General features: G+C 69.3%; 22 protein-coding genes. 10 read left to right on the forward strand and 12 right to left on the reverse strand.

Annotated features, from left to right (window positions below):
- Positions 1–125 precede the first annotated feature (125 nt).
- Both VYJ16_RS18155 and VYJ16_RS18160 read left to right on the forward strand, forming a co-directional pair.
- Complete coding sequence (locus VYJ16_RS18155; protein WP_336351735.1) at positions 126–1,046, forward strand: AEC family transporter; 921 nt, start codon at positions 126–128, stop codon at positions 1,044–1,046.
- A gap of 101 nt (positions 1,047–1,147) precedes the next feature.
- Positions 1,148–1,747: a hypothetical protein gene (locus VYJ16_RS18160; RefSeq protein WP_336351736.1), complete on the forward strand. Its 600-nt coding sequence runs from the start codon at positions 1,148–1,150 to the stop codon at positions 1,745–1,747.
- Between the two features lie 9 nt (positions 1,748–1,756).
- On the opposite strand, the gene VYJ16_RS18165 is transcribed toward VYJ16_RS18160, so the two are convergent.
- Positions 1,757–1,912 carry a hypothetical protein gene (locus VYJ16_RS18165; protein ID WP_336351737.1) on the reverse strand — a complete coding sequence of 52 codons (156 nt, stop codon included), beginning with the start codon at positions 1,910–1,912 and terminating at the stop codon, positions 1,757–1,759.
- A gap of 385 nt (positions 1,913–2,297) precedes the next feature.
- On the opposite strand from VYJ16_RS18165, the gene VYJ16_RS18170 reads away from it, so the two are divergent.
- Positions 2,298–2,786 (forward strand): cupin domain-containing protein, encoded by a 489-nt coding sequence (locus VYJ16_RS18170; RefSeq protein WP_336351738.1) that lies wholly within the window; start codon positions 2,298–2,300, stop codon positions 2,784–2,786.
- A 99-nt stretch (positions 2,787–2,885) separates the two neighbouring features.
- Here the strand turns inward: VYJ16_RS18170 and VYJ16_RS18175 are convergent, their stop codons facing one another.
- From VYJ16_RS18175 to VYJ16_RS18215, 9 genes are all read right to left on the reverse strand, one after another.
- Positions 2,886–4,208: a YcaO-like family protein gene (locus tag VYJ16_RS18175; RefSeq protein ID WP_336351739.1), complete on the reverse strand. Its 1,323-nt coding sequence runs from the start codon at positions 4,206–4,208 to the stop codon at positions 2,886–2,888.
- Positions 4,205–5,344 carry a TOMM precursor leader peptide-binding protein gene (locus tag VYJ16_RS18180; protein WP_336351740.1) on the reverse strand — a complete coding sequence of 380 codons (1,140 nt, stop codon included), beginning with the start codon at positions 5,342–5,344 and terminating at the stop codon, positions 4,205–4,207. The genes VYJ16_RS18175 and VYJ16_RS18180 overlap by 4 nt, the downstream gene beginning before the upstream one ends.
- Entirely contained in the window at positions 5,341–6,357 is a 1,017-nt protein-coding gene (locus VYJ16_RS18185) for a SagB/ThcOx family dehydrogenase (protein ID WP_336351741.1), read from the reverse strand. The genes VYJ16_RS18180 and VYJ16_RS18185 overlap by 4 nt, the downstream gene beginning before the upstream one ends.
- The gene (locus VYJ16_RS18190) at positions 6,354–7,256 is read right to left on the reverse strand and encodes a phytanoyl-CoA dioxygenase family protein (protein WP_336351742.1); all 903 of its coding nucleotides are present in this window, start codon (positions 7,254–7,256) and stop codon (positions 6,354–6,356) included. The genes VYJ16_RS18185 and VYJ16_RS18190 overlap by 4 nt, the downstream gene beginning before the upstream one ends.
- A 145-nt stretch (positions 7,257–7,401) precedes the next feature.
- Positions 7,402–7,896 (reverse strand): DUF8154 family protein, encoded by a 495-nt coding sequence (locus VYJ16_RS18195; protein ID WP_336351743.1) that lies wholly within the window; start codon positions 7,894–7,896, stop codon positions 7,402–7,404.
- A gap of 3 nt (positions 7,897–7,899) precedes the next feature.
- Positions 7,900–8,595, reverse strand: a complete 696-nt coding sequence (locus VYJ16_RS18200; RefSeq protein ID WP_336351744.1) for a nucleotidyltransferase domain-containing protein — start codon at positions 8,593–8,595, stop codon at positions 7,900–7,902.
- Between the two features lie 77 nt (positions 8,596–8,672).
- Complete coding sequence (locus VYJ16_RS18205; RefSeq protein WP_336351745.1) at positions 8,673–9,569, reverse strand: radical SAM protein; 897 nt, start codon at positions 9,567–9,569, stop codon at positions 8,673–8,675.
- Positions 9,566–9,712, reverse strand: coding sequence for a hypothetical protein (locus VYJ16_RS18210; RefSeq protein WP_336351746.1), 147 nt, complete (start codon positions 9,710–9,712; stop codon positions 9,566–9,568). Before VYJ16_RS18210 ends, VYJ16_RS18205 begins: the two co-directional genes overlap by 4 nt.
- Positions 9,713–9,825: 113 nt before the next feature.
- Complete coding sequence (locus tag VYJ16_RS18215; RefSeq protein ID WP_336351747.1) at positions 9,826–9,972, reverse strand: hypothetical protein; 147 nt, start codon at positions 9,970–9,972, stop codon at positions 9,826–9,828.
- Between the two features lie 98 nt (positions 9,973–10,070).
- On the opposite strand from VYJ16_RS18215, the gene VYJ16_RS18220 reads away from it, so the two are divergent.
- The 3 genes from VYJ16_RS18220 to VYJ16_RS18230 all read left to right on the forward strand — a co-directional run bounded on the left by VYJ16_RS18220 (position 10,071) and on the right by VYJ16_RS18230 (position 14,472).
- The gene (locus VYJ16_RS18220; RefSeq protein WP_336351748.1) at positions 10,071–12,551 is read left to right on the forward strand and encodes a hypothetical protein; all 2,481 of its coding nucleotides are present in this window, start codon (positions 10,071–10,073) and stop codon (positions 12,549–12,551) included.
- Between the two features lie 156 nt (positions 12,552–12,707).
- Entirely contained in the window at positions 12,708–13,676 is a 969-nt protein-coding gene (locus VYJ16_RS18225) for a biotin synthase BioB (RefSeq protein ID WP_336351749.1), read from the forward strand.
- Between the two features lie 88 nt (positions 13,677–13,764).
- The gene (locus VYJ16_RS18230) at positions 13,765–14,472 is read left to right on the forward strand and encodes a hypothetical protein (protein ID WP_336351750.1); all 708 of its coding nucleotides are present in this window, start codon (positions 13,765–13,767) and stop codon (positions 14,470–14,472) included.
- 67 nt (positions 14,473–14,539) lie between these two features.
- Here VYJ16_RS18230 and VYJ16_RS18235 read toward each other — a convergent pair whose 3' ends face one another.
- The gene (locus VYJ16_RS18235; RefSeq protein ID WP_336351751.1) at positions 14,540–15,310 is read right to left on the reverse strand and encodes a creatininase family protein; all 771 of its coding nucleotides are present in this window, start codon (positions 15,308–15,310) and stop codon (positions 14,540–14,542) included.
- A gap of 109 nt (positions 15,311–15,419) precedes the next feature.
- On the opposite strand from VYJ16_RS18235, the gene VYJ16_RS18240 reads away from it, so the two are divergent.
- The 4 genes from VYJ16_RS18240 to VYJ16_RS18255 all read left to right on the forward strand — a co-directional run bounded on the left by VYJ16_RS18240 (position 15,420) and on the right by VYJ16_RS18255 (position 18,113).
- Entirely contained in the window at positions 15,420–16,532 is a 1,113-nt protein-coding gene (locus VYJ16_RS18240) for an aminotransferase class V-fold PLP-dependent enzyme (protein ID WP_336351752.1), read from the forward strand.
- 120 nt (positions 16,533–16,652) lie between these two features.
- Positions 16,653–17,225, forward strand: coding sequence for a hypothetical protein (locus tag VYJ16_RS18245; protein WP_336351753.1), 573 nt, complete (start codon positions 16,653–16,655; stop codon positions 17,223–17,225).
- Between the two features lie 5 nt (positions 17,226–17,230).
- On the forward strand, positions 17,231–17,383 hold the full coding sequence (locus VYJ16_RS18250; protein WP_336351754.1) for a hypothetical protein: 153 nt from the start codon (positions 17,231–17,233) through the stop codon (positions 17,381–17,383).
- 70 nt (positions 17,384–17,453) lie between these two features.
- On the forward strand, positions 17,454–18,113 hold the full coding sequence (locus VYJ16_RS18255) for a hypothetical protein (protein WP_336351755.1): 660 nt from the start codon (positions 17,454–17,456) through the stop codon (positions 18,111–18,113).
- A 39-nt stretch (positions 18,114–18,152) separates the two neighbouring features.
- On the opposite strand, the gene VYJ16_RS18260 is transcribed toward VYJ16_RS18255, so the two are convergent.
- The gene (locus VYJ16_RS18260; protein ID WP_336351756.1) at positions 18,153–22,865 is read right to left on the reverse strand and encodes a HEAT repeat domain-containing protein; all 4,713 of its coding nucleotides are present in this window, start codon (positions 22,863–22,865) and stop codon (positions 18,153–18,155) included.
- Between the last annotated feature and the right edge of the window lie 124 nt (positions 22,866–22,989).

Here is a 22,989-nt window from a genome sequence, read left to right on the forward strand (position 1 = left end):
ATGCTTCGCACGACCCTCACCTCGATGGCCGGACGCCGACGCTCCGCGTCGATAGTCACTGCTGTCGAGTCGTCGTCCACGCGTAGTCCCGTCACTTTGAGGGCGTTCCAGCGTCGAACGGACGCATGAGTGTCGCGACGCAACTCGGGTACATGGTCGCCCTGCTCGCGGTGGGCGCCGGGCTGCGGGCGGCCGGCGTCCTGACGGCGACGCGTCGGGACCGATTGACGTCGGTGGCGTTCTACGTCGCGTTGCCCGCACTGGTGTTCACGTCGACGGTCACCCGGTCGCTCTCGGAGGTCATCGTCTGGCAGCTGTTCGTCGGCGTCGTCGTCGTTCTCGTGGCCGTCGCCGGCATCGGGTGGGTGATCCACCGCCAGCACTCGAACCCCGGCCAGCGCGCCGTTGCGGTCGTCCAGTCGTACCACTGCAACATGGGGTTCCTCGGGTTGCCGTTCGTCGCAGCGACGTTCGGCGGCGTCACCGCCGGGAAGGCCAGTATCGTCCTCGGCATCGGTTCGCTCGTGCAGGTGCCCCTCACCGTCCTCTTGCTGACCCGCATCACCAGCGCGGACGCCGACGTCGTCGCAGAGCTCCGGAGTCTCGCCCGCAACCCGGTCCTGATTGCGCTCGCACTCGGACTGGCCGGAGGCGCGGTCGGCGTGGAACTACCCGGCCTGGTCGCGGACGGACTCGGCGTGCTCGGAGCGCTCGCGCTCCCCATCGCACTGCCGGCCGTCGGCGCCGCGATCACGGCCGACGGCGGGCTCGTCGACCCACCGAAGGTCGGCGCTATCGCCGCCGTGAAGCTCCTCCTCATGCCCCTCGTCGCGTTCGGGGTGTTCAGCGCGCTCGCAGCGTCTCCGACGACGCTCCGCGCCGGCGTCCTCATGCTCGCGATGCCCACCGCCGTCTCGACGTACATCTACTCGAGCGAACTCGGCGGCGACGGCGACCTCGCCTCGGCAACGATTCTCACGACGACGGTGGTCGCTGCTGCAACATTGTTCGCCATCGTCCAACTCCTCGGGGTACTGACGCCCTAGCCCTCCCGAGGCGACCGGACCGACGGGTCGGCGTCTCGCAGGGTACGGGCCTCGTAGGCGGGCCCGGGCGGTATTTGTGGGTGCCGTGAGCGGCGTCTAGCATGACGCCGGACACGCCGAAGGAGGCCGTGGAGGAGAGCAAGGACCGGTTCGAGCGACTGGAGACGCTCGTTCGACGGGCGAGTCGCGTAGCGGGCCGGGTCGACGCGGTCGAGACACAGTTGGCGAACGCACGCGGTGGGATGGAGGCGGAGACGGCGGACGCGGTCGCGGCGCTATGCGAGGGGATCCGGTCGGACGTCGAGACCCTGGACGGCGTGGCGTCGGAGTTCCTCGACGCCGAGGCGGACTCCCGAGCGCTGTACTCGATGACGTCCGTGTTTACGTCGGACCTCTCTGAGGTGGCGGCGCACCTCCCGGAGGGCGGCGAGCTGGGGCAAGACGTCGAGCCGCTGGCGGAGACGTTCGACGAGGTGTGTGGGCTCTTCGAGCGCGAACTCGAACTCCTGCAGGTCGCTATCCACCTCGAAGCAGGGACCGGGAAGCCGTCGGTCGACGGAGACGTCGAGCTGACGAGCGAGGCGGTCGTCTCGCGAGTCGAGGAGCTCCAGGCGGAGCGCAAGTCGGTGTCGGCCCAGCTCGACGACGAGACGGGGATGGCGGGGGTCGAGCTCACGGAGACGGCGTTCTTCGGGGAGTGACCGCGTTCTTTAGACGGCGGTTGGGGAGTCGAGGGGGAGGAGGGCGTCGATGGCGGGGAAGGTGACGTCGACGTCGGTGTCGGTGGCGCGTTCGCGGAGGACGGCGCGGGCGGCGTCGTGGTCGTCGGCCTCGGTCGCGGTGACTGTCTCTCGTGCTCGCGACATTCCGCGAACGTATCGAGGCCGATTTCAAAAGCCTGCCTGTGGTTCTGGTTTCGAAACCAAGGCGTGTGGTGATGGCCGAGAGCGTCGACTGGCGACGCCGGGGACCGGACGGCTGTCGCGGCGAGGAGTGCCGGCCGGGCCGCTGCCCGGCGCGACGGCAGTTCGGCGTGGTTACTCGCGGCTGGAGCCCGCGCGAGCACAGCCGGCGCGGGCGCAGCCGGCCCGCGAGTCGTTGCTGGTCGAGTCGTCGTTCGAACGGTCGTCGATGTGCAGGTTCATACTGCACTCGTGACTGGTGGCGCGGCCTGCATAAACCGGGAGTCGGAGGTACGAGGCGTGTAGGCCGCGAGCGGCCTTCAGGTGGTGAGCGCCAGAGAGCCGTGGTATGGAACGCGTTGCTGTCGACGCGGTCGATGCGGCACCGGAGGGCGACCTGACGGTCGCGAGACACCCGCTGGGCGAGGTGCTCGGAACGTCCGACGTCGCGGTGAATCACTATCGGGTGGCGCCCGGCGAGGCGCTCGTCGGCGGCCTGCACGCGCATCTCGATCAGGAGGAGGTATTCTACGTGCTCGACGGGGTCGTGACGTTCGCGACGATGCAGGATCCGAGCGAGCCACCGGAATCGGTGCGGGTCACGGCCGGGGAGGCGATTCGGTTCGGGCGCGGCGAGTACCAGCACGGCCGGAACGAGAGCGACGAACCCGCCGAGGTCCTCGCACTCGGGGCGCCGCCCGACTCGACCTCGGGCCGCGAACCCCGGACGTGCGACGCGTGCGGCGAGAGCGAGTACCTCGACACCGCGATGGTCGACGGCGAACTCAAGGCCCGCTGCCCGACCTGCGGCACCGTCCACGACAGCGGCCTCCACTGACCGGCGGCGGACGCTCCTTCTTGCACGGTCGCGACCCCCCGACCAGCGACGGCTGGCGGTGGCGGCCCGGGAGAAGCGGGTCGGAGCAAGGAGTCCGGGTCAGGGGAAGGGATGCGTCGCGCGGGTCGCGACCTCGTCGAGCGCGGGGTGGTGGACCGGTGCGAGCGCGGGTGGCGTGACGTCGACGAGTTCGGGGACGTGGACGGCGGCGACGTACATGCCGAGGTCGCGGACGTCCCCGGGCGTGAGGTCGACGGCGATCGGCGTCACGTCCTCGTTGGCGGTGACGGCGTCGAGCGCGCGCTCGAGCTCGCGACGCGGGTCGTCCCCGATCGAGTCCTCGCCCTCGAGACCGTCGGTGGCTGCGTTCTCGTGGCCGGCGAGGTCGGTGGGGTCGACGGCCCGGACGTCGCCGGCGGTGAGGTGTGCGACCTCGGGGTAGTTCTCGGGGCGCATGTAGTACTGGACGTTCCGGTCGAAGTCGTACACGGCGTCGATGTCAATGTCGGGGTCGGGCGCGTCGCCGGCGGCGAGCCTGTATCGCGTCTGGAGGAGGCCCTCGGCGGTCTCGGCGAGCGCGTCGCGGACCGCGTCGGGGAGCGTTCGGGCGGCGCCCGCGAACAGCCGGAACTTCGGGACGCGGTCGGCGTCGGCGACGACGGCGGTCGCGACGACGCGGCAGTCGGTCGGCGTCGGCAACTCGAGGAGTTCGATGCGGGAGCCGCGTGGCGTGATCCGTTCGCGGAACGCGTCGAGCGCGCCGAGCGCGGCGATGTCCAGGCGCGTGGGCGTCCGGCGTTCGTACCAGGTCCGCATGACGGCGTCGCGTTCGACCTGCTCGTAGAGCGCTCTCGCTAGCGCGCCGGCGAGCGTACTCCCGCAGGCGGTGCCGCTCGTCGAGGCGGGGAGCGTGGCGCCGTCGCGGTGAGCGTGCGTGAACGACACGCAGTCCACCGGCACGAGCGCGTCCGCGCCGCCGGTGAGCGTCGTCCCCCGAACCCACTCGGTGGAGGTGTCCGCGTCGAAGGGCTCGTAGCCGGCGGCGGCGAGCGCCGCTGGCGCGTAGACCTGTAGGGACGCGAGGTCGACGACCCGCCGGCTCTCGGCCACCAGTTTGGCGTGCGTGCTCCCGACGGTGTCACCGAGCGGCCAGTACATCGCGTAGCGTTCGAGGAACTCGCCGACCGCGGACAGCGTCGCCGCCGATGTCGTGGTGCCACCGCCGCCGACGGTGAGTTCGATGGGGTCGTCGCGGGCGTTCGGGACGACCCGTTCGATGTCGGCCACGGTGGGGTCGGCGATGGCGAAGTCGCCGGTCCCGCGGTCGGGTTGCTGGAACGCGAGGTTCGTGACGGGACTGGTGAGGCGACCGAGGGCGCGTTCGGCCCGCGCCGCCGGGTGGTCGGTCGTCTCCACGTTCATCGGTCGCCCTCCGTGGCGCTCCGTGCGAGGTGGTCGACGGTGACGTGCCGGGGTGCGTCGAGACGGTCGGCGTCGCGCCCGCACGTCTCGCAGTGCGGGATGCGGAGGACGTCGTCGGCGGCGACCGCGAAGTCGTCGAACGCGACGTCGACGACGCTCCCGGTCGTGACCCCGAACCCGCCGGTCACTTGCTCGACGACGTCGGCGGCGAGCAGGCCGGCGACGACCGTCGCGAACGCCGGCACCCCGACGTTCGACCGTCCCTCAGCGTGCGACCGTCCCTCAGCGTGCGACCGGTTGGCGGCGGCCGCTTCGTACCGGGTGTACGCGGCGCCGGTGGCGGCGTCCGCGCGCTCGCGGAAGCACTCGTAGCACGCCGTCTCGCCCGGGTAGACCGTGGGCCCGACCTGGGCGTCGACGCCGTTGACGACGCCGAGCGTCCACGGCGTCCCCGCGTCGTGCGCGGCCTCGTTCAGCGTCGACGCGACGGCCGGCCGCGGCCGGTCGACAGCCATCGCAGCGAACGTCGCATCCTCGAGGAGGGCGCGGAGGTCCGGGTCGTCTCGCTGCGTGACGCGCTCCGAGTCGAGCGGGGCGTCTACGGCGGGGGCGTCGGCCAGCTCGGCGTCCCCGGTCGTCTCGGACGAGCCACCGGCGTGGTCGAGGGGGACGTACTCGACGGCGCCGACGCCGGAGTCGAGGAGCGCCCGCGTGAACGCGCGGCCGGCGCGGCCCCCGGCGAGGACGGCGACCGTCGCCTCCGCGAGTTCCTGCTCGCGATCACGCGCGTCGTCGCCGTCGAGCGCGAGGTAGCCGCCGACGCGAGCGCGGTCGCCGCTCACGGCGCGGCCAGCGTCGCGAACGATGCTCTTGGATTGGAGCGCCCGGAGGACGTCCCGGAGGTCGTCCCGGACCGCGGGGTCGAACGCGTCGAGGACGTCGTCGACGTGCCTGGTGCCGTCGAGCGCCGCGACGAAGTCGGCGAGAACGCCCTCGCCGTCCTCGTCTTCGACGTCGAAGACCGGCCCGCTCCACGGGCCCGCGGTGAACGTCACGGCGTCGTCGCTCTCGACGACCACCGCGAACGCCGGATTGATGCGCGGATACGATGCCAGGGGATGGGTCGTGTCAGTCATGAGTCTGCGAACTGGGTCTCGTCGCGGGTGTCTGCGTCGCCGGTGCTCTGGTCGCTACTGGCGGGGTGGCCGAGTGCGAGCGGGTAGAGGGCGGCTTCGTCGGTGCCGTCGACGCCGAGGAACGCGTCGAGGGCGTCGTCGAGGAAGCTCCCGAGCGGGACGCCACCGAGGTCGAGCGCGGTCGCGGCGAGCAGGAGGTTCTGGGCGACGTGCCCGGCTTCCTCCAGGGCGAACCGGTAGCCGACGGGGCCGTACTTCGCGGCGACGCGACTCAGACACCCCGAGAGCACGACCGTCACGGGCGCGCCGCGGACGACGCCAGCGGCGAACGGTTCGTCCATGAAGCACTCGGTGAACCCCTCGCCGCTCCCGCCGCGTTCGAGGACGCGGAGGGCGTGCTCGCGGGGCGCGTAGTAGTACGTCCCCGCGTCGAGGTCCACGCCGTCGCGCACGACGACGTACGCCTCGATGGGGAACAAGCCACCCGCAGAGGGATACGGACGCGACGTCTCGGTGACGACCCCGGTATCGCGCTCGCGGGTCGGCGCCATCGCGTGCCCGAGTAGCGTCGACAGCGTTTGCAGGGAGATGCCGCGGTCCGCGAACTCGCGGACGCTCCGCCGCCGCGCGAGCGCAGCGCCGAGACCGCAGTCCAGCGCGTCGGGCGCCGGGAGCGACACCGTCTCCCTCCCGGGGTAATCCTGCTCGATAGCGCCGAACCCGTCGGGGAGGTCGCTCGACGTCATCGCGGACCGCGCGAGGTGCGCGCGGTCGAACTTCGAGTTCTCGTGGAACAGCGCCGCGACGCTCCCCTCGCGGAACCCGCGCTCGCGGAACGATTCGACCTGGGACGTCGTCCCCGCCAGGTCCACGCGGCCCGCCGGATGCTCCTGAGCCGCCAGCGACAACCGCGCCTCGCGCTCGGCTCGGTCGGCGCGGCCCCCACGCCCACCGTGCTCGCCGCCGGGGTCGCTGCCGCGGTGCTCCTCGCGCTCGCTGCTATCGCCCGTCATAGCCCCCACTCCGCGCGACGTTCGGCGATCGGTTCGAGGTCCGCGGGCGCCCAGTCGTCGAGGTTGTACTGGCCGACGGGGTCGGCGCCGACCCACCGCGGGTCCGCGGGCTCCTCGATGGACTGGTAGCGCGTGTCCACGCTGATGCGGAACCTATCAGTGCGGTTCGTCAGCGACCCGTGGAGGAGGTACGTGTCGAAGATGAGCGCGTCCCCGGGCCGGAAGTTCGCGGTCGCGAGCGGCCCGCCGATGGTGTCGATGACGTCGCGTGCGTCCCGCGAGAAGAACGGCTCCACCTTGTCCCGGTCGACGTCGAGCTGGCCGTACGTCTCGCGGAGGCGGTCGTGGCGATGCGACCCGGGCGCGACGACGAGCGGCCCCATCTCCACCGGGCACGCGCCCACCGGCCGCCAGCACGTGTACAGCGACTCCGTGCCGCGCCCCATGAAGATGCGGTCCACGTGGAACCCCGTGAAGTACCCCGTCGCCTTCGCCCGCCCGCGCTTGCGGTCGAGCACGAACGGCTTCGCGTCCAGGAACCGCTCGAAGAACCGCATCACGCCCTCGCCCGCGATGAGACGCTCGAGGTTCGGGTACATCGTCCAGTCCGCCCCGCTCATGTCGAACTCCTCGGTCCCCCACTCCGGATGCACCTTTCCCGCCTCCACCGGCGCGTCCGGGTCGAGCAATCCCTCCGCGTCGAGATGCGCGAGGACGTCCCGGCGCGCTCGCTGTACGAGGTCCTCGTCGTGGAACCCCCGGATGAAGAGGTAGCCGTCCTCCGCCAGACGCTCCCGGAGCGTCTCGACGTCGTCCAGGCAATCGCTGCTGTCCCGGAGCGCGACCAGCTCGCTACCACCGAACTCGAACTCGCGCTCGCCGATCTGAACCGTCGTCATCACCACCAGCTACCCCACCACCACACAAAGCCCCCGTCGAGCGATTACGAGACGTGTAAACGACGATACGAACGGGAGAATTAACGGAGCGAGCTGCGTTTCAGAGATTGTAGGAAAACGCCCACGACTTCAGGCGCGGGAATGGTCAGTTGCAGAGATATTCATGACGAACCCCAGTCAAGTTGATAATTTGATGATGGATTCGGTTCGCGAGTGCGATAATAGCCGTCGCTCGTTCTTCGGTGGCGATACCGTCTTGGTAGTACGTCTGGGCTCGGTTCTCGACCCAGAGTTCTTCCAGTCGCGTTGCCACTGGTTGGCTGAGGAATCCGACTTCCTCACTCCGTTTGATTGCCGTCGTGTGTGACTGTGGCGGGTTCGACGGGTCTTGATGCCCTTCGTCGATCAGCCAGAAGAGGAACGTCTTCTCGATGGAGGTGAACGCAGCTTCGATTGTCAGCGTGTAGTAGCCGCTTTCGAGTAGTTGGTCAGCCCCGGTCAACGACCGGCAGGCCTTCCGGAGTTGCACGAGTCCAGCATCGGCAACGTCCAGGCCCGTTTCTGCGGTCTGCCCACCGAATCGAAACGCGTCTTCAGCTGCTTCGAGTTCCGACTCGATGTCGTCGATATCGATTGGCATCGGTCAGGAACCCTCCTCCTCGTGTTCTTGCTCTTCGAAGAACAACCCATCACGAACCTGTTTCAGTCCGTCAGTGCGTTTCAACACGATACCGTCTCGGAACAGCTCTCTAAGTTGGTCGCCGTGTGATAGTGCAGAGTCGGGAGTCTCGACGAGTACTTCGAATTCGTACCGTTCACCCTCGAACTTGCGGTCTTCGAGCTCTCGTGCGGTCTTAGTGCCGAGCCGGCGGGCGAGCGTCAGATCACCGTCCACGACGAGGAGGAGGTCGATGTCACTGCTTCTGTCCGCAGTCCCGCGAGCGACGCTCCCGAAGAGGACGACACCGAGGAGTTCTGCGATCTCATCGGCTTCCCCGATCTCTGATTCGAGTTCGTCCAGAAACGCCTGAAGCGGCGCCCGGAATTCTTCTTGCGGGACCGAGAACAGCGGGTCTTCGCGTTCGAGGTGGTCCTGACTGATCCGGATTCGTGTTGGAACGCCTTCTTTGATCTCGAGGACGCCGAGTTTTTCGATGAGGTCGACAGCGCGGGAGACTGAAGAGATATCAGCGCCGGTCATGCCTGCGAGTTCCTTCTGCGTGAACCACTCTGTGGGGTTGTTCACGAGGTGATGCAAGATGTCTTGCATCGCCTGATACCGGAACACCCGCTCCTCGGGGAACGGCAACTCGAGCAACAATCGCGCCTTGGTTTGCATGATATGCAACTTATTGTGTGATATGCAAAAGGATGCCGGTCGGTGTTCTTCACCCCACACTCACCGAGACCCCACCTTCACTCGAAGAAGCAGACGCAGGAGGCGTTGAAGCACTCTTCGTTCCGGATGGTGGCGCCGCGGTCGACGACGCGGTCGAGGACCTTGCGGGGTGGATGGTCGGTGACGTTGCCGGCGGCGAGGTCGGGGCGGTCGAAGCACGGTTGGACGCGGCCGTCGTGATAGAGGACGAATCGGCTCTCGCCCATCACGCAGCGCTCCTCGGGGATGCCGCCGTCGAGGAGGCTGTCGGCCATGATCTCGAGGTTGCGTTGGCAGTCGAACTCCTGGGCCCACGGTTCGAGCGCGTCGAGGAGTTCGTGCGTTTCGGCGTCGGGGAGGTCGGTGATGGCGAGGTCGCCGTCGTCGTGGGGGATGTACGCGGGCTGGAAGAACATGCCGTCGACGTCGAGTTCGAGGAGTGTGTCGAAGATTTCGCCGACGTCCTCGTAGTTGTTCTGCGTGAGGACGCACGTGACGCGGACGTCGACGTCGCGGTCGACGAGGTCCTCGAGGGTGTCGATGACGGCGCCGAACCCGCCGCGCTGGCCGTCGTGCTGTTCGGCGTGGACGTGGTCGATGGACGTGTTCACTTGTGCGACGTGGTCCTCGAGGAGCCCGTACTGGTCCTCGCGGATGGGGATGAGGTTCGAGTTCACGACCGGGGTGGCGCCCTGGGCGTCGAGGTACCGGATGATCGCCTCGATGTCGGGGTGGAGGAACGGTTCGCCGCCCGTGATGCTCGGGCGGTCCCCGAGCTGGCTCCACCCGGACTCGTACACGGCCTCGATGACGTCGAGGTCGATGTACTCGGGCTGGAAGTCGGGGAACTCGTCCATCTGGTCGGTGTAGTAGCAGTAGCTACACCGGAGGTTGCACTCCGGGGTGACCTCGATGAGCGGCGAGAACTCGGTCATGTGAACGCGAGCACCTCGCCGCAGTCCGGGCATTGCTTGATCGCGGTGGCGGTGCTGAGCGGGTGGGCGCCCCCGGCGTCGATGACCTGGAAGTCGGGGACGACCCGCACCTGGCAGCGGTCGCACGTGAAGTCGTCTGACATACCTCGACCGACGCCTTCGGCCCTCTAAATCCACCAGTAGCGGTTACAGAGCTCGTGAACCGGGTCTAGGAGTGTTCTGCGTGCCTGGGCTCGGATGGCGATGGAGCGATGGTTCACGTCGCGATGCCACTGGTTCCGACGTCCCTGAAGCGGGCTGTGGAGCGCTTCGAGGGAATCGTCGCGATCTCCTCCAGGACCACGAACGGCAGGTCGAACGCGCGATGCACGAGCGTTACCCGGCTCCACTCGGCTAGCTTCACGACGAACCGGCGTGTGTGGAGAGGCGGTGAGTGCCACGCCGACGCAACCCCAGTAGTGAAACCGGCTCCGGCCGTGGAGGGTCGCTAGAGGAGAAGCCATGACTGGTTCGACGCCCGACTGGGAGAGTTCGCTGGCGGACCTACCCGCTGCCCTCGAGGGAGAACTGTCGGAGCGAGAGCGAGCGGCGCTCCTCGCACCGGAAGGTGGCGACCTGGCTGGGCCGTCAGTCGTATTGTATCGACGTCAGGCGACTGCGACGCTGCTGGCTATGCTTGAGCGGGACGGAGCGCCGGTCGGTCGGCTGGTTCCGGTTCTGGCGTCGGTACTGGCTCGAGAGTTCGACCAGTCACGCCAGCAGCGTGTCACGGACCTGTTCAATGTCGGGACGGTGTCTCGGCAAATCTGTACGGAGATCGTGGAGTCGTTGGCCGGCCTGGACCCTGATGCAGTGATTTCGACGGTGCAGCGACGACACGCGGAACAGCTCTTTTTGGCGCTCGTTCCCGGGACGGCGCCGGACAGGTGCAGCGCCCTCAGGCGGGCAACCATGGAGGTCCTGGTCGCACTGACGAGGCAGCATCCCGACCTGATAGCGGAGGTATCGGTCACCCGGCGGCGCGAGGTCCTGCAGAATGCCGTCGAGCAACTGACGGCTATCGGGGAGCTGCCCGAGGTGACGGCGAACGAGGCGCAGCGACCGACCGACTACTTCGTCGTCAAACTCGTCGGCGGCGTCGCCGTCCGCTCTCCCGAGCGCGTGCTCACAGAAGCGGAGCGAGACCGAGTGCTCTCCATCGCGTCGGACGTGAACTCCATCGAAGTGCAGGCGTGGGGGCTGTTGAGCAGACTCGGAGCGACAGCGGGCGACGCCACGACTGATTCAGCGACGGTCGAGCGGGTACTCGTCGGTCTCTGCCCGCCAGCACCAGGCCGAGACGTCTCGTACTACGACGCCTCGCTTCGTGTCTTCCACGAACTACTGCAACTGGACGTGGTCCCACCCCAGTACGTCGATGCGATCGTGAGCGCCGTTCGGACGAGCGTGGTCGACCGACCAATCGGTAGCTACGGGATCGTCCGCGTGCAGTGGGCGCTTACCGTTCTGGTCGAGCTCGCCACGCACGAGGAGGCGACCGCCGGTCACGTCGACGTGATGCGGTCGTTCATGCTCGAACTGGCGAGGGAGTCCGGGGACTCGGACGGTGACACGACCCGCGAGGTCGTGGCCTCGAAACTCGAAGCGCTCGAGGCGGCGACAGACGGTGGTGACGCGTGGTACGCAGACACCGTCGACTCGATACTCCAGGAGCTTCGGGTCGACGATGGCGAGCGCCAGCGGCGCGCTCTCAGGGCGGGGAGCGTGCTCGCGCGCGTCCAGTGCCTCGACGACGAGAGCCGAACCAGGCTATTGGAGCGGTACTGCGGGCTATTGGAGCTTCCAGACGCCCCCAGAGCGGCTGTCGCGGTCGGGATTCGGGAGGTGGTCGGGTCGGGCGCGCTCAGGGCCGCGCAGTTCCGGCTGGTATTCGATGTGGTCCGAACGACCGTTCACTCGCTGCCAGCGGACGTGGCGGAGCACCTCTTCGCGGTCTATCAGCGAGCAGAGCAACTCACGGACGAACAGGCGAGTGCCGCGTTCGACGACCTCATCGAAGCCATGGAGCGCGAAAGCCAAGCGCTCCGGGACGTCGCGGTCACCACTCTCAGGACGCTCGTCGACCACGGACGAGTCCCGGTGGAATCTCTCGGCCCGCACATCGAGGCCCTGTGCACCGCATCGCGTGATGGCATCCGGAAGCCCGCCCGGTTCGACCTCGTCGACCGGTTCGTCGCTACGGTCACGCTCGAGACCGACACCGTCGAGACCATCGAGCATGCGGTCTGGCAGACGATACGGCCAGCCACGCAGGACGAAGCGTCCGCAGCAACCCATATCGAGGTCAGGGACGGTGCGGGGCAAGCGTGTAGTATCCTGTCGAGGCTACTGCTCGCGGAGCACTCACTGACGGTCCCGAGAAGCGAACTCGTCCGGGGCATCGCAGCGGTCTGCGCTCATGCCAACGATCAGCGGGGCGACGACGCCGCCTCGCACGCGATCGACGCGGCGAACCGACTGCTGTGCGCCGGTAGCCTCTCCGAGTCCGAGTGCAGGGAGGTGGTCTCGGGGCTCGTCGCTGCCCTCCGTGCTGGCGGCGCACGAAAAGCAGGGGCCGCCGCCGAGGCACTACGAGCCGCCGTCGATTCGGGGGTCGATACGACCACGATCGTAACCGACCTGCTGCCCCTCGACACGTACCACTTCACCGATTACGCCTCGCACACGAATGCGCTCCTCGTCTCGAACCGACCACGGGGACGTGACAGCCCGCCAGATCCGCCACAGGAAGACTCCGAGAAGTGGGATGCAGTCGTCCCGTTGCTCGAGACACTGACGCGAGAGGACGGAGAGCTCGCAGCCGACCTCGACGACGACCTCCGCGGGGTGCTCGCCGACGTCGGTGTCGCGCCGAGCACTCGACTGGACTGCGTCTCGGTTCTCTCCAGGACGCCTGCTGGCGCCGCTGGACACCGACCGTGACGAGCCGCCGCGGCCGCTCGATGGCCCCTGGCCGACGGCGACAGTCGACGGCCTTCGGCAGACCACGGAGTCGAGGACTGTAGCGACGGGAGTAGGCCTTACAGGGTCTGTGGAGGCGTGCGGATGCCCTTTACGACCGATGCCATCCGTACTGGTATGTCCCAGTGGACGGGTAACGAGACGGTCGACGAAGCGGTCGCACGAACGCTCGCGGGCGAGGCCCTGACTCGCGAGGAGTGCCTGGCGCTCCTCGACGAGTCGGTGGACGCGCTCACCGAGGGCGCGGCGGTCGTCCGCGACGAACTGGCGGGGGAGGGCGTGACGACGCGCGGCCTCGGGTACGTGACCCGTGGTATCTGCAGTCAGGACTGCGGATTCTGCGCGTACTCGGCGCGGCACGACGCGGACGTCGAGCAGCACGGCGTCATCGAGCGCGAGAAGCTCCGGGACGCGGCGAAGCGCGCCGAGCGCAAGGGCGCGGAGCGGTTCAATATCGTGTCGACGCGCCGGGGCGCGGACAGCGCGCTCCGCACCGACGAGTGGCAGGAGGTCCTGGGCGCTATCGAGACCATCCGCGAGGAGACCGACCTCGAGGTCGACGCGTGCCTCGGGTTCCTCGAGCCCGACGAGGCCGAGCGCCTCGCGGGCGAGGGCGTAAAGCACTACGTGCACATGGTGGAGACGTCGCCGCGGTACTTCGAGGAGATCACGAGCACGCACACGTTCGAGGAGCGCCGGCGGACGCTCGAGGTCGCGCGCGAGGCCGGCATCGACCTCATCTCCGGCATCATCGTCGGCATGGGCGAGACCCCAGTGGACCGCGTGGACGCGGCGCGCGAGCTCCGCGACATCGGCATCGACGTGTTCTCGCTGAACGTCCTCTCCCCGGTCGCCGGCACGCCCGTCGCCGAGGAGGTCGGGACGACGCCCGACATCACGCGCGAGGGCATCCTCCAGACGCTCGCGGTCGTCCGGTTCGTCCACCCCGAGATCCGCATCGACACGAACACCGCTCGCGCCCCCATCACGCGCGAGGAGTTCCTCGAGGCCAGCGGGAACAGCATCCAGCTCGGCGACATGATCCACTACGGCGACTACCCCGTGAGCGAGCGCGAAAGCGCCTGAATCGCGACGTCGTCATCGACCGATGGCGGTGCGGTACAGGTCCTGTAGGCCTCGAATCTCCTTTTTGCGTCGGTGCTGCGTGCTACCGATGAAGATGTTCGCGAGGACGCTCTCGACGATGCAGGCGCGACTGTTCGGGGACGCCGACGGCGTGGACGACCTGAGTGACGTCGATAGGGAGACGGTCGCGCGGCGACTCCGCGAGGTCGAGCGCGAGAAACGCGAGGTACGCGAGGAACTCGAGTCCCTGCACGCTCGCTACCAGCGGGTCGTGGCCAGGGCCGAACGCGCCGACGAGACGGCGCTGGACGTGGTCCGCGGTGACCTGTCGCGGGTCGTCGAGGCGGCCGCGGTGGCGCGAGCGAGGCACCGGCGGACGAGGCTGCAGCATCGGTTCCTGTTGTTAGTCGCAGCTCCCGACCGCTCGCCGCGCTCGCTCGCGGACTTGGACGTCGACCTCCACGACGAGTCCACGGGCGTTCGCGCCCCGCTCTGGGTGGCACCGGGGCACCTGGACCCACCCCGAGTCAGGAACGACGACCCAATCGACGGCGACGACCTGGCCGCTCGCGTTCGTGGCGAACTCGGCGACGTCGACGCCGCGGTCGAAGCCGTAGTGACGGCCGGGCGGACCGACGCGCCGGTGCCGACGCTTCCCGAGCTCCTCGACGCGGACGCCGGCGACGACTGCGACGAGTACCTGATTACGGAAGCAGCCGGGAGCGTCGACGACGAGGAAACCGAGGGGGCGCCGAGTCGCGTGCTGGCGTCGCGTCAGGACGAACGCGAGTCGTAGGTGGCCCAGACTCCGAGTCCTGGGACGTCGGTGACGAGCGTTCTGGCGGTGAGCGGGAGCCGAGCTCTCAGCGGTGCGGTTCGGGCATGAGCGCCTGGAACTCCTGGGCGGCGAGCCAGTCGCAGAGGTCGACGAGTTGCTCGGTCGCGGCCTCGAACAGCTGTTCGCCTTTGGCGGCGGTGGCGTCGGTCTGGTCGCCGATGACGCCGTTGGGGGTGTTGTCGATGGCGTCGTAGTACGTGCGGGCGCCGTTGACGATGGTGTCGTTGGTGGTGACGTCGACGACGCCGCCGTCGCGGGCGTCCGCGAGGCGGTCGTCGTGGACGAGGTCGGGGGCGAGGTGCTGGACGAGCGCGGTCTCCTTCGGGCCGCCGTGCGGGCCGGGGTGCTCGAACAGGTCGTCGACGAGGTCGGGGATGCTCTCGTTCCACATCCACTCGATGGCGTAGAGGGCGTGGTCGTCGCGGAGGCGGCGACCGACCTCGCGGAGCGGGTCGACGTTGCTCCCGTGGGCGTTCACGTAGACGACGCGGTCGACGCCGTGCTCGGTGAGGTTGCGCGTGATGGATTCGACGTAGTCGCGGAACGCGGGGGCGTCGGCCCACATCGTCCCGTGGAACTGGCGGTGGTGCGTGCTGACGCCGACCGTGACGGGGGGCGTGCAGAGGTAGCCGGCGCGGTCGGCGGCCTCGCGAGCGAACGCCTCCGCGATCAGGTGGTCGGTCGACTCGGGGAGGTGCGGGCCGTGCTGTTCGGTCGAGCCGACCGGCACGAGCGCGAGCGATTCCGTCTCGAAGTACGACTCCAAATCCGGCCACGCCTCGTCACCCAGGTACATACACGGAGCACGCGTCGGCGTCGGCTTCAACACCGCCCGGCGGGTACAGGTCGTGTACGCGGCGTCGGGCGTCCTTGTGGGCTGACGTCCTGCGTGCGGTCGAGAGACGATGGACACAGCGGAACTGCGGGAGTCGATTCCGGCGGTGGAGGCGGCGACGTACCTGAACACCGGCGCGAGCGGGCCGTCGCCGCGACCCGTCGTCGACGCCGCCGTCGACGCGCTCCGCGAGCACGCCTACCGGGCGCCCGCCGAGGACGGAATGTACGCGTTCGGCGAGCGCGTGTTCGACGCGGCGCGCGAAGCGGTGGCCGACCACCTGGGGACGGTCCCGGGGAACGTCGCGCTCACGAACAGTACGGGCGACGGGCTCGCGCGAATCGCGGCGGCCGTGGACTGGGCGCCCGGCGACGTCGTGGTCCGCCTCGACCACGAGCACGCCGCGAACGTCCTGCCGTGGGCGCGCCTCGAACGCGAGGCCGACGTCGAGGTCCGAGTTGTGGAGACGCACGGCGGGCGCGTCGACCGCGGCGCGTTCGCGGACGCGGTCGCCGACGCCCGACTGGTCGCGTTCAGCTCTCTCTGCTGGACGAACGGCGTCCACCTCGACGTCCCCGAGCTGACAGCTATCGCGCAGGCGTCGGGGACGCGGGTGGTCGTGGACGCGGTGCAGTCGGTCGGCCAGCACGCGGTCGACGTCACCGAGTGGGGCGCGGACGCGGTCGTCGCGTCGGGCCACAAGTGGCTGCTCGGGGACTGGGGGAGCGGGTTCGTCTACGTCGACCCCGGGTTCGCCGACGAACTCCACCCCGCGGTCCTCGGGTACTTCGGCGTCGAGTACCCGCCGACGGCGGACTACGACCTGAAATCGGGCGCGCAGCGCTTCGAGACGGGGACGCGATCGGTCGCGCCGTACGCCGCGCTCACCGAGGCCATCGCGACCATCGAAGCCGTCGGTATCGACACCATTGAGGCCGAGATCGAGCGCCTCACCGACCACCTCAAGGCCGCAGTCCCCGTGGACGCGCTGCACTCGCCGCCGCCGTTCGAGTCCGGGCTCGTCGCGCTCAGCGTCGACGACCCCGCCGCGACCGTCGCGCGACTCGCCGCGAACGACGTCCACGTCAAGACCGTCCCCGGCCCACGCGGCGAACTCGTCCGCGTCTCGCTGCACGCGTTCAACACCATTCACGACGTGAACCAACTCCTCGCCGCGCTCTGAGCGTGATATCTGACCGCAACCGACGGGAGCACCCCCGCTGGCGAGGATGGAAACATCTCCGACCTACACGCGTCGGCAGCCGCCCCGAACGGTTTAGTCCGTCTCTCCGGACGTCGACGTATGGTCGACTATCTCGTCTCGGACCTCCACCTCGATCATCGGAACATCGTCGAGTACTGCAATCGCCCGTTCGACTCCGTCGAGGAGATGAACGACCAGCTCGTGTCGAACTGGCAGGCCGTCGTCGACCCCGACGACGTCGTGCTGTTCGGTGGCGACCTCACCATCCGCGAGTCCGCGAGCGCGCTCCTCAACTGGCTCGAGGCGCTCCCCGGCGAGATCGTGTTCGTCATCGGGAACCACGACGGCACGCTCCTCAGCGAACGCGATGACGTCTACTTCGTGGAGGAGTACCGCTTCGAGCACCGGAACGTCCCGTTCCGCGTCGTCCACGACCCCGCCGACGGCCCGTCGAACCAGACCGGCTGGCTCCTGCACGGCCACCACCACAACAACCACCCCGAGCAGTACCCGCTCGTCGCGCACGACACCAGGCGCGTGAACTTCTCCGTGGAACTCATCGACTACCGCCCGCTCGCGATGGACCGCCTCGTCGACTACCTCGTCTGCGGCGAACGCTTCGCGGACAAGGCCGCAGCCGAGCGCGCGCTCGACGCCCAAGACGAGGCGTAATCTGGATGGGGATTCCGACGCTTCACTGCCCGGAGTGCGGCGCGTACGTGCCGTGCTACAGCCAGATACCGGCCGACGTCGGCGACCCGACGGCCGAGGAGATAGAGAAGCGATGCGGCGACTGCGGGAACCGATTCACGGTCGCCGAGGGCATGTAGCCCGACGACTGCCAGGACGGCTACAATCGACGTGAGGCGGCTCCCGGTTTCAATACCGTCGCGTCCGTCGATGGCGGTACCTGGAGACATCTGGATGGCGACGAAACGCGAGTTGCAGGATATCTGCGTCGACGCGGCCGAACAGTTCCTCGAAACGTACGACGTCCAAGAGCGCCTCGCGGACTGGGAGGTGACCGACAATTTCCCGGTCGCCGCCATCGACGCGGGCGCCGACGAGCGGTTCCAGACGCGCTTCACGGTCGGCTCCGCGACCGACTCCGAGCCGCTATCGTTTTCTGCGAGGCGGTCGCGGGCCGACTTCGCGGTGTGGCTCGACACCGGCCACACGTACGGCGAGTTCGACGACGGCGCGTTCCAGCCTGACCGGGACGCTCCGGTCAGGGAGCCACTGCTGGTCGCGGAGATACTTGGCGATGACTACGTACAACGGAACTTCCAGTCGGCGGACGCGGACCCATTCGACGAGGCGGAGTCCCCGTACAGCCGTCGCACGAGCCTCCCACACTTCCAGCACCGGACGTCGTCGGCCGGCCTGCTCTTCATCAGCGACTTCGAGGTCGAGTTCGTGCCGGCGCACGCCGAGGCCGCCATCCTGGCGTCCGACGACGACATCACCGAACCGGACGTCAGGGACACCATCCGATTCTCGCTCTCAGAGGTCCTGTTCCGGGTCAGCGGCCGGGAGTTCGACGTCAGAGACGACGCGTAGCGGTGGTTCCGGGAGCGGATAGGGCGCGGCGGTTCCTCGTCACTGCGGCGTGGTGGCTGCGGTCGTGTCGGTGGCTGCGAGGAGGTCGATACCGACGACCCTCGTGCGCTGGTCGGCCTCGGTGGATAGCGTCTCCTGAACGACTGCGCGCTCGCCGGCGGTCAAGTCCACTGCGTCCTTGCGGGCTTGGAGGCAGTGGATGGCGGACCCGGCGGTCGTGTAGTCGTCCGCGGTGAGCAGGTCCCGGATGGGCTCAATCGGGACTGCGTCGGGGGTGTCCTTGGCGATGGCAGCGAGCGCCGCGGTTGCCTCGCCCCGGCGGTCGGGGTCGCCGGACTGGGTGGCGTCGAGGAGGACCGGCACCGTCTCCTCCGGTCTAGTGGCTTCGGTGTGGTAGACGGCGCCTTCGAGGAAGTCGGCCGCGGCTTCGCCGACGTCGGGGTCGTCGTCCGCGACGAGTGCCGTGGCGGTCGGGCGGACCGCTTGGATGGGGACGACGTCCGCGTAGACGAGCGCGGCGAGGAGGTCAAGTCCGCGCTTTCGACGGGTCGCGTCGACGGATTCGAGCGCGGTGACGGCCTCCTCGACGGTGCTGGCAACCGCGTCGGGGCGTTCGGTGGCAATCGTCTGCAGCGCGCCGCGGGCAGCGTGCACGGCGAGGGGCATCTCGTCGGCCGCCGTCTCGAAGAACACCTCGGCCAGCTCGGGGACGACGTCGACGGCGGCTGTTGGCTTCTCCTCGGCGATGGATTCGAGTATCGACGAGGTCACCCGGTTGGGATGACGGAGCCCGAGCTCCGTATTCTCGAGGCGGTTCCGGTGAAGTCGCATCCCCAGGGCCGGAACTAGCGATTGAAGCGCCGCCGGGACGTGCTCGGCGAGTTCGTCGACGACCCGGAGTGCGTCACCTGCCGAGTCGGTGTCGGGTCGCTGCAACTCGTCGCGGATGGGGTCCAGGCCGGCGTCGACGACGTCCTGCGGTCGGTTCCGAGCGATGACGGCAAGCAAGGAGAGCGCGGGGGCCGTGACGGCGTCGTCGGCGTTCGCGACGGCGTCGATGAGCGCCGCGGCGTCGAGGTCGCGGTCTGATGGCTCCGAGTGGAACTCGAGGGCGTCGGTCGCTGCCTGCCGAACGGTCTCGTCGTCGCTGGCGAGCGCTCGCGCGAGCCCTGGGAGCGCCGGGTCGAGCGGGTCCAGCTGGCGGGGCGCGTGCCCGATCGCTCGTGCGGCTTCCTCGCGGACGTCGGACGCGGGGTCGGTCAGGACCTTGCCGACTGCGGCGGTCGCCCGCTCGTTGCCCGTGGTTCGTGCTATCGCCCCAAGCCCGCCCACGGCTCCGGCGCGGACCGCTGAGTCCTGATGGTCGGCGCCGGCGAGGAGCGCCTCCACGCTCCCGGGGGTCGCGGCGAGCGTCTGAGTGCTGTCGTGAGTGACGAGGGTGAGCATCTCGATCGTCTCCTCGGCGAACGGGTGGGCCGGCTGCTCCAGGATCTCTCGTAGTACGGGTAGGGTGTCGGGGAGAGCTGTCTGGAGGCCCGTGAGTGCGAAGGCGGCGATCTGGCGTTCGAGGTCGGTGCCGTCGAGGAGCGACCGGAGCGCGGGTTCGGCGTCCTCGAGTGCGTTCGCGAGGCCGTCGTGGTCGGGCGCTTCGGTCCGTGCGACGGCGACCATGGCGAGGTAGGGGGCGCTTTGAACCCGTTCGCCGCGTGTCGGCGCGTCGAGCCCGTAGTGGACCCGGTCGACGAGCGGGATGACGCGTTCGGGCCTGGCGATGGTCGCTTCGACGAGCGCGTCGACGAGTGGGAACGCGAGGGCGTCGGTGAACCCCGACTCGGCGACGGTCGGCGTCGGACCCGTCGTGAGGACGCCGTCGACCAGTGCCGGGAGCGCCTCGGAGACGGGGTCGGGGTGAGATTCGGCGAGCATGTCGACGGCGCCGTAGAGCTGGAGGCGCGTCAGTCGCGGTTCGGTCTCGACGTGTGCGACGACGGCGTCGAGGAGCGAGACGGCGGCGTCCGGGTCGTCGGCTGCGAGCGTCCGGTACGCGAACGCGGCCTCGAAGCGCTCGGTGGCGTCGGTGGCGGCGAGGCCGCGCCGGACGGCGTCCGACGCGACGTCGGCGGTGAGGTCGACGTCGAGAAGGTCGACCGGGGAGTCGGTCGCCGAGGTCGGCAGCGCCGCTCGCGTCGCCGCCGGGTGGGCGGCGACGAGGTCCGCGAGGGCCTCAACCGCGGCGGTCGCGGCGGGTGTTTCGGTGGTCTCGAACAGGACTTCGACGGCGACCGGGACGACCGACTGGACGGCCGATTCGTCCGCAGCGGCGACGGCAGAGAGGGCGTCGAGTGCTCGAGCGACGAGCGCCGTGCGTTCGTCGAGGTCTTCAGTCGCAGCCACGTCGCGGAGCGCGGGCACGGCGACGGATACCGCCGCTGGGCGGCGCTTCGCGCACGCCGCGAGGGCATCGATGCGGTCGGTGGTCTCGAGGTCGCGCTCGCAGAGGCGTGGGACGAGTGCGTCCGCGGCCGCCGGCGCCTCCTCGACGACGGTCCGGACGTAGGTGGCAGCGGCGTTCGCCGCCATCGGCGTGCCGCGCTCGTAGACGGTCAGGAGGGCATCGCGAGCGGCCTGGGACTCCGTTGCGGCGACGCCAAGCGCCTCGAGCGCGTCCGAAGCGGTCTGGTCGAACTGGTGAGTCATCGTTCGACCGAGCGCCGCGAGCTCCTCGGTCACTGGCACGACGACCGTCGGGTCCGCGTCGACGACGTTCGACAGGACCGCCGCGAGGTGCCGGGTCACGTCGAGGGTGTCGTCGGGGTCGGCCGTCGGGGTGGTGTCGGCGAACGCTGTCAGGATGGCCTCGCGTTCGTCCAGGACTGCCGACGGCGCGTCCGTCGAGACGTTCGATAGGACCTGGGCGGCGGTGCGTCGCGTGTCGTCGTCATCAAGGCAGGCGGCGACGGCGGGCAGGAGCGGCGTCACGGCTTCGTGGTGTTCTGGCGTGACCTCGCTGGCGACCTCGAGCGCTGCGTTCACGACGACCGGGTCGTCGTCTGCGAGGCCGCGCTCGATGGCGTCCTCGAACGCGAGGACGGTGGTCGAGCCCTCGCTGGCGGCGGCGGTCACGACCTCGTAGCCGGCGACCCGGACGTGGGATTCGGTCGCGGTCAGTGCGTCCTCGACGTCGTCGTGGACGAACCGGAGTGCGTCCGGGTTGCGACCGAGTGTCGATGTGAGCGTGTCGACGGTGAGCTTGTGTGTCGACGACCCGAGCGCGTCGACGAGCGCGTGAAGGAGGCGTCGGTACGCGGGCGCCTCCTGGCGAGCGAGGTCCGTGCTGCTGGGAGCGTTGAGTATCGAATCGATCGCCTCGAGCGCGCCGACGCGGCGTTCGACGGGGTCCGCGTCGAGTCGGTCGACGAGTGCGTCCAGGATAGCGTCGAGGCGACCGGGGTCCCACTCGAGGACTGCTCGGAGGACTCGAGTGGCGTGGAGTTGCGTGAGTCCACCGGGGTCGCGGGTCGCGAGGTCGACGAGGGCCTCGACGGTGTCGGGGGCTGCGAGGGCGGGCGCGTGGTCGAGCGCGGCGTCGGTGTCCGCGACGGTCTCGAGGAACCCGGTCGCCGGCTCGAGGATGTCCGCGTCGGTCGCGTCGAGGACTGCGGTGACGCTGTCGACGACGTCGAGTACCGCGTCCGGGACCGCATCGGGGGAGTAGGCATCGCCCTTCGCGGCACTCGAGAGGACCTCGAGTGCGGGCGCCGTCCCTCGCAGGTCGTCGATGACGACGGCTGCGACGGCTGGGAGGATTTCCAGGACCGCCCCTTGCTCGCGGTATGCGACTGCCGACAGCGCTTCACCCGCGGTCTCTCTGACCCGCTCGTCGGAGTCGGTGAGGGCGTCGACGAGCGTCGACCGGTATGACGTGAGCGCTGCCGGTCGAGCAGTGGCGAGCGCGGCGAGCGCGTTCAGGAGCGGGGCACGCAGGTCGGCGTCCGAGGCCGTCCGGACGGCGTGAGCGACCCAGGGCGTTCCGGGGAGTGCGGCGTCCGGCGCCGCCCGCGCGACGGTGGCGTAGGCGCGTGCGGCGGCCTGACTGTCGGGGGCGTCGGCGTCGACGGCACTCACGGCGGCGGTGGCGACCGCGTCGACCGCCGCTGCGTCGCGGACGGCCGGTGGGGTCTCGGGCACTGATTCGGCGTCGCCGGCGTACGCGGCGGAGGGCTCCGTGGCGGCGTCCGACGGGAGCCAGGTCGTCGTCAGCTCGACGAGGTCTGCGACGAACGTGAATGCCGCGCTGCGCGCCTCGGCCTCTCCGTCGTCGACGACCTCGGCAGTGGCGCGACAGCAAGCCGCGAAGGCTGCGGGGTGCTCGCGCGCGAGGCTAGAGAGCGCCATCGCGGCGTCGTTCAGCGACCCGTCCTGCTCGATGGCGACCGCGGCCAAATCGCGTGCGTGGTCGAGAACGAACGACGGGCGCGAAAGAGAGATTTGCTCCAGCAACCTCGCTATCTGGTACTCGATGGCGTTCGCCCGCGACGTGTCGTGGACGAGCGCGTCCGCCGTACTCACCTCGCGGACCTGTCCAGCAAGCACGTCGACGAGAGCGCCGACGAGCGCTTCGGCCTCGTTGGCGTCGGCGCCGATACGGTCCGCCGCGGCCTCGACGGCGGCCTCGAGGTCGTCGTACTCGCCTCTCCTCGTCGCCGCCGCGTTCGCACGCAGCCGCTTCGCGATGTCGTCCGTCGCCGTCATCGACGAGTCGTCCTCCGGTTCATGGATGCATGTGTCGCGCGGTCGCTGGCGTTTCTGTGAGGCGTCTTGGTTGGAGCGTCCGCGAGCGCTCGCAAAAAAGCACCCGGCCGCTGGCTCGATTCGT

Origin of the sequence: Halorubellus litoreus, from assembly GCF_037081675.1 — an archaeon.
GTDB lineage: Archaea > Halobacteriota > Halobacteria > Halobacteriales > Natrialbaceae > Halorubellus > Halorubellus litoreus.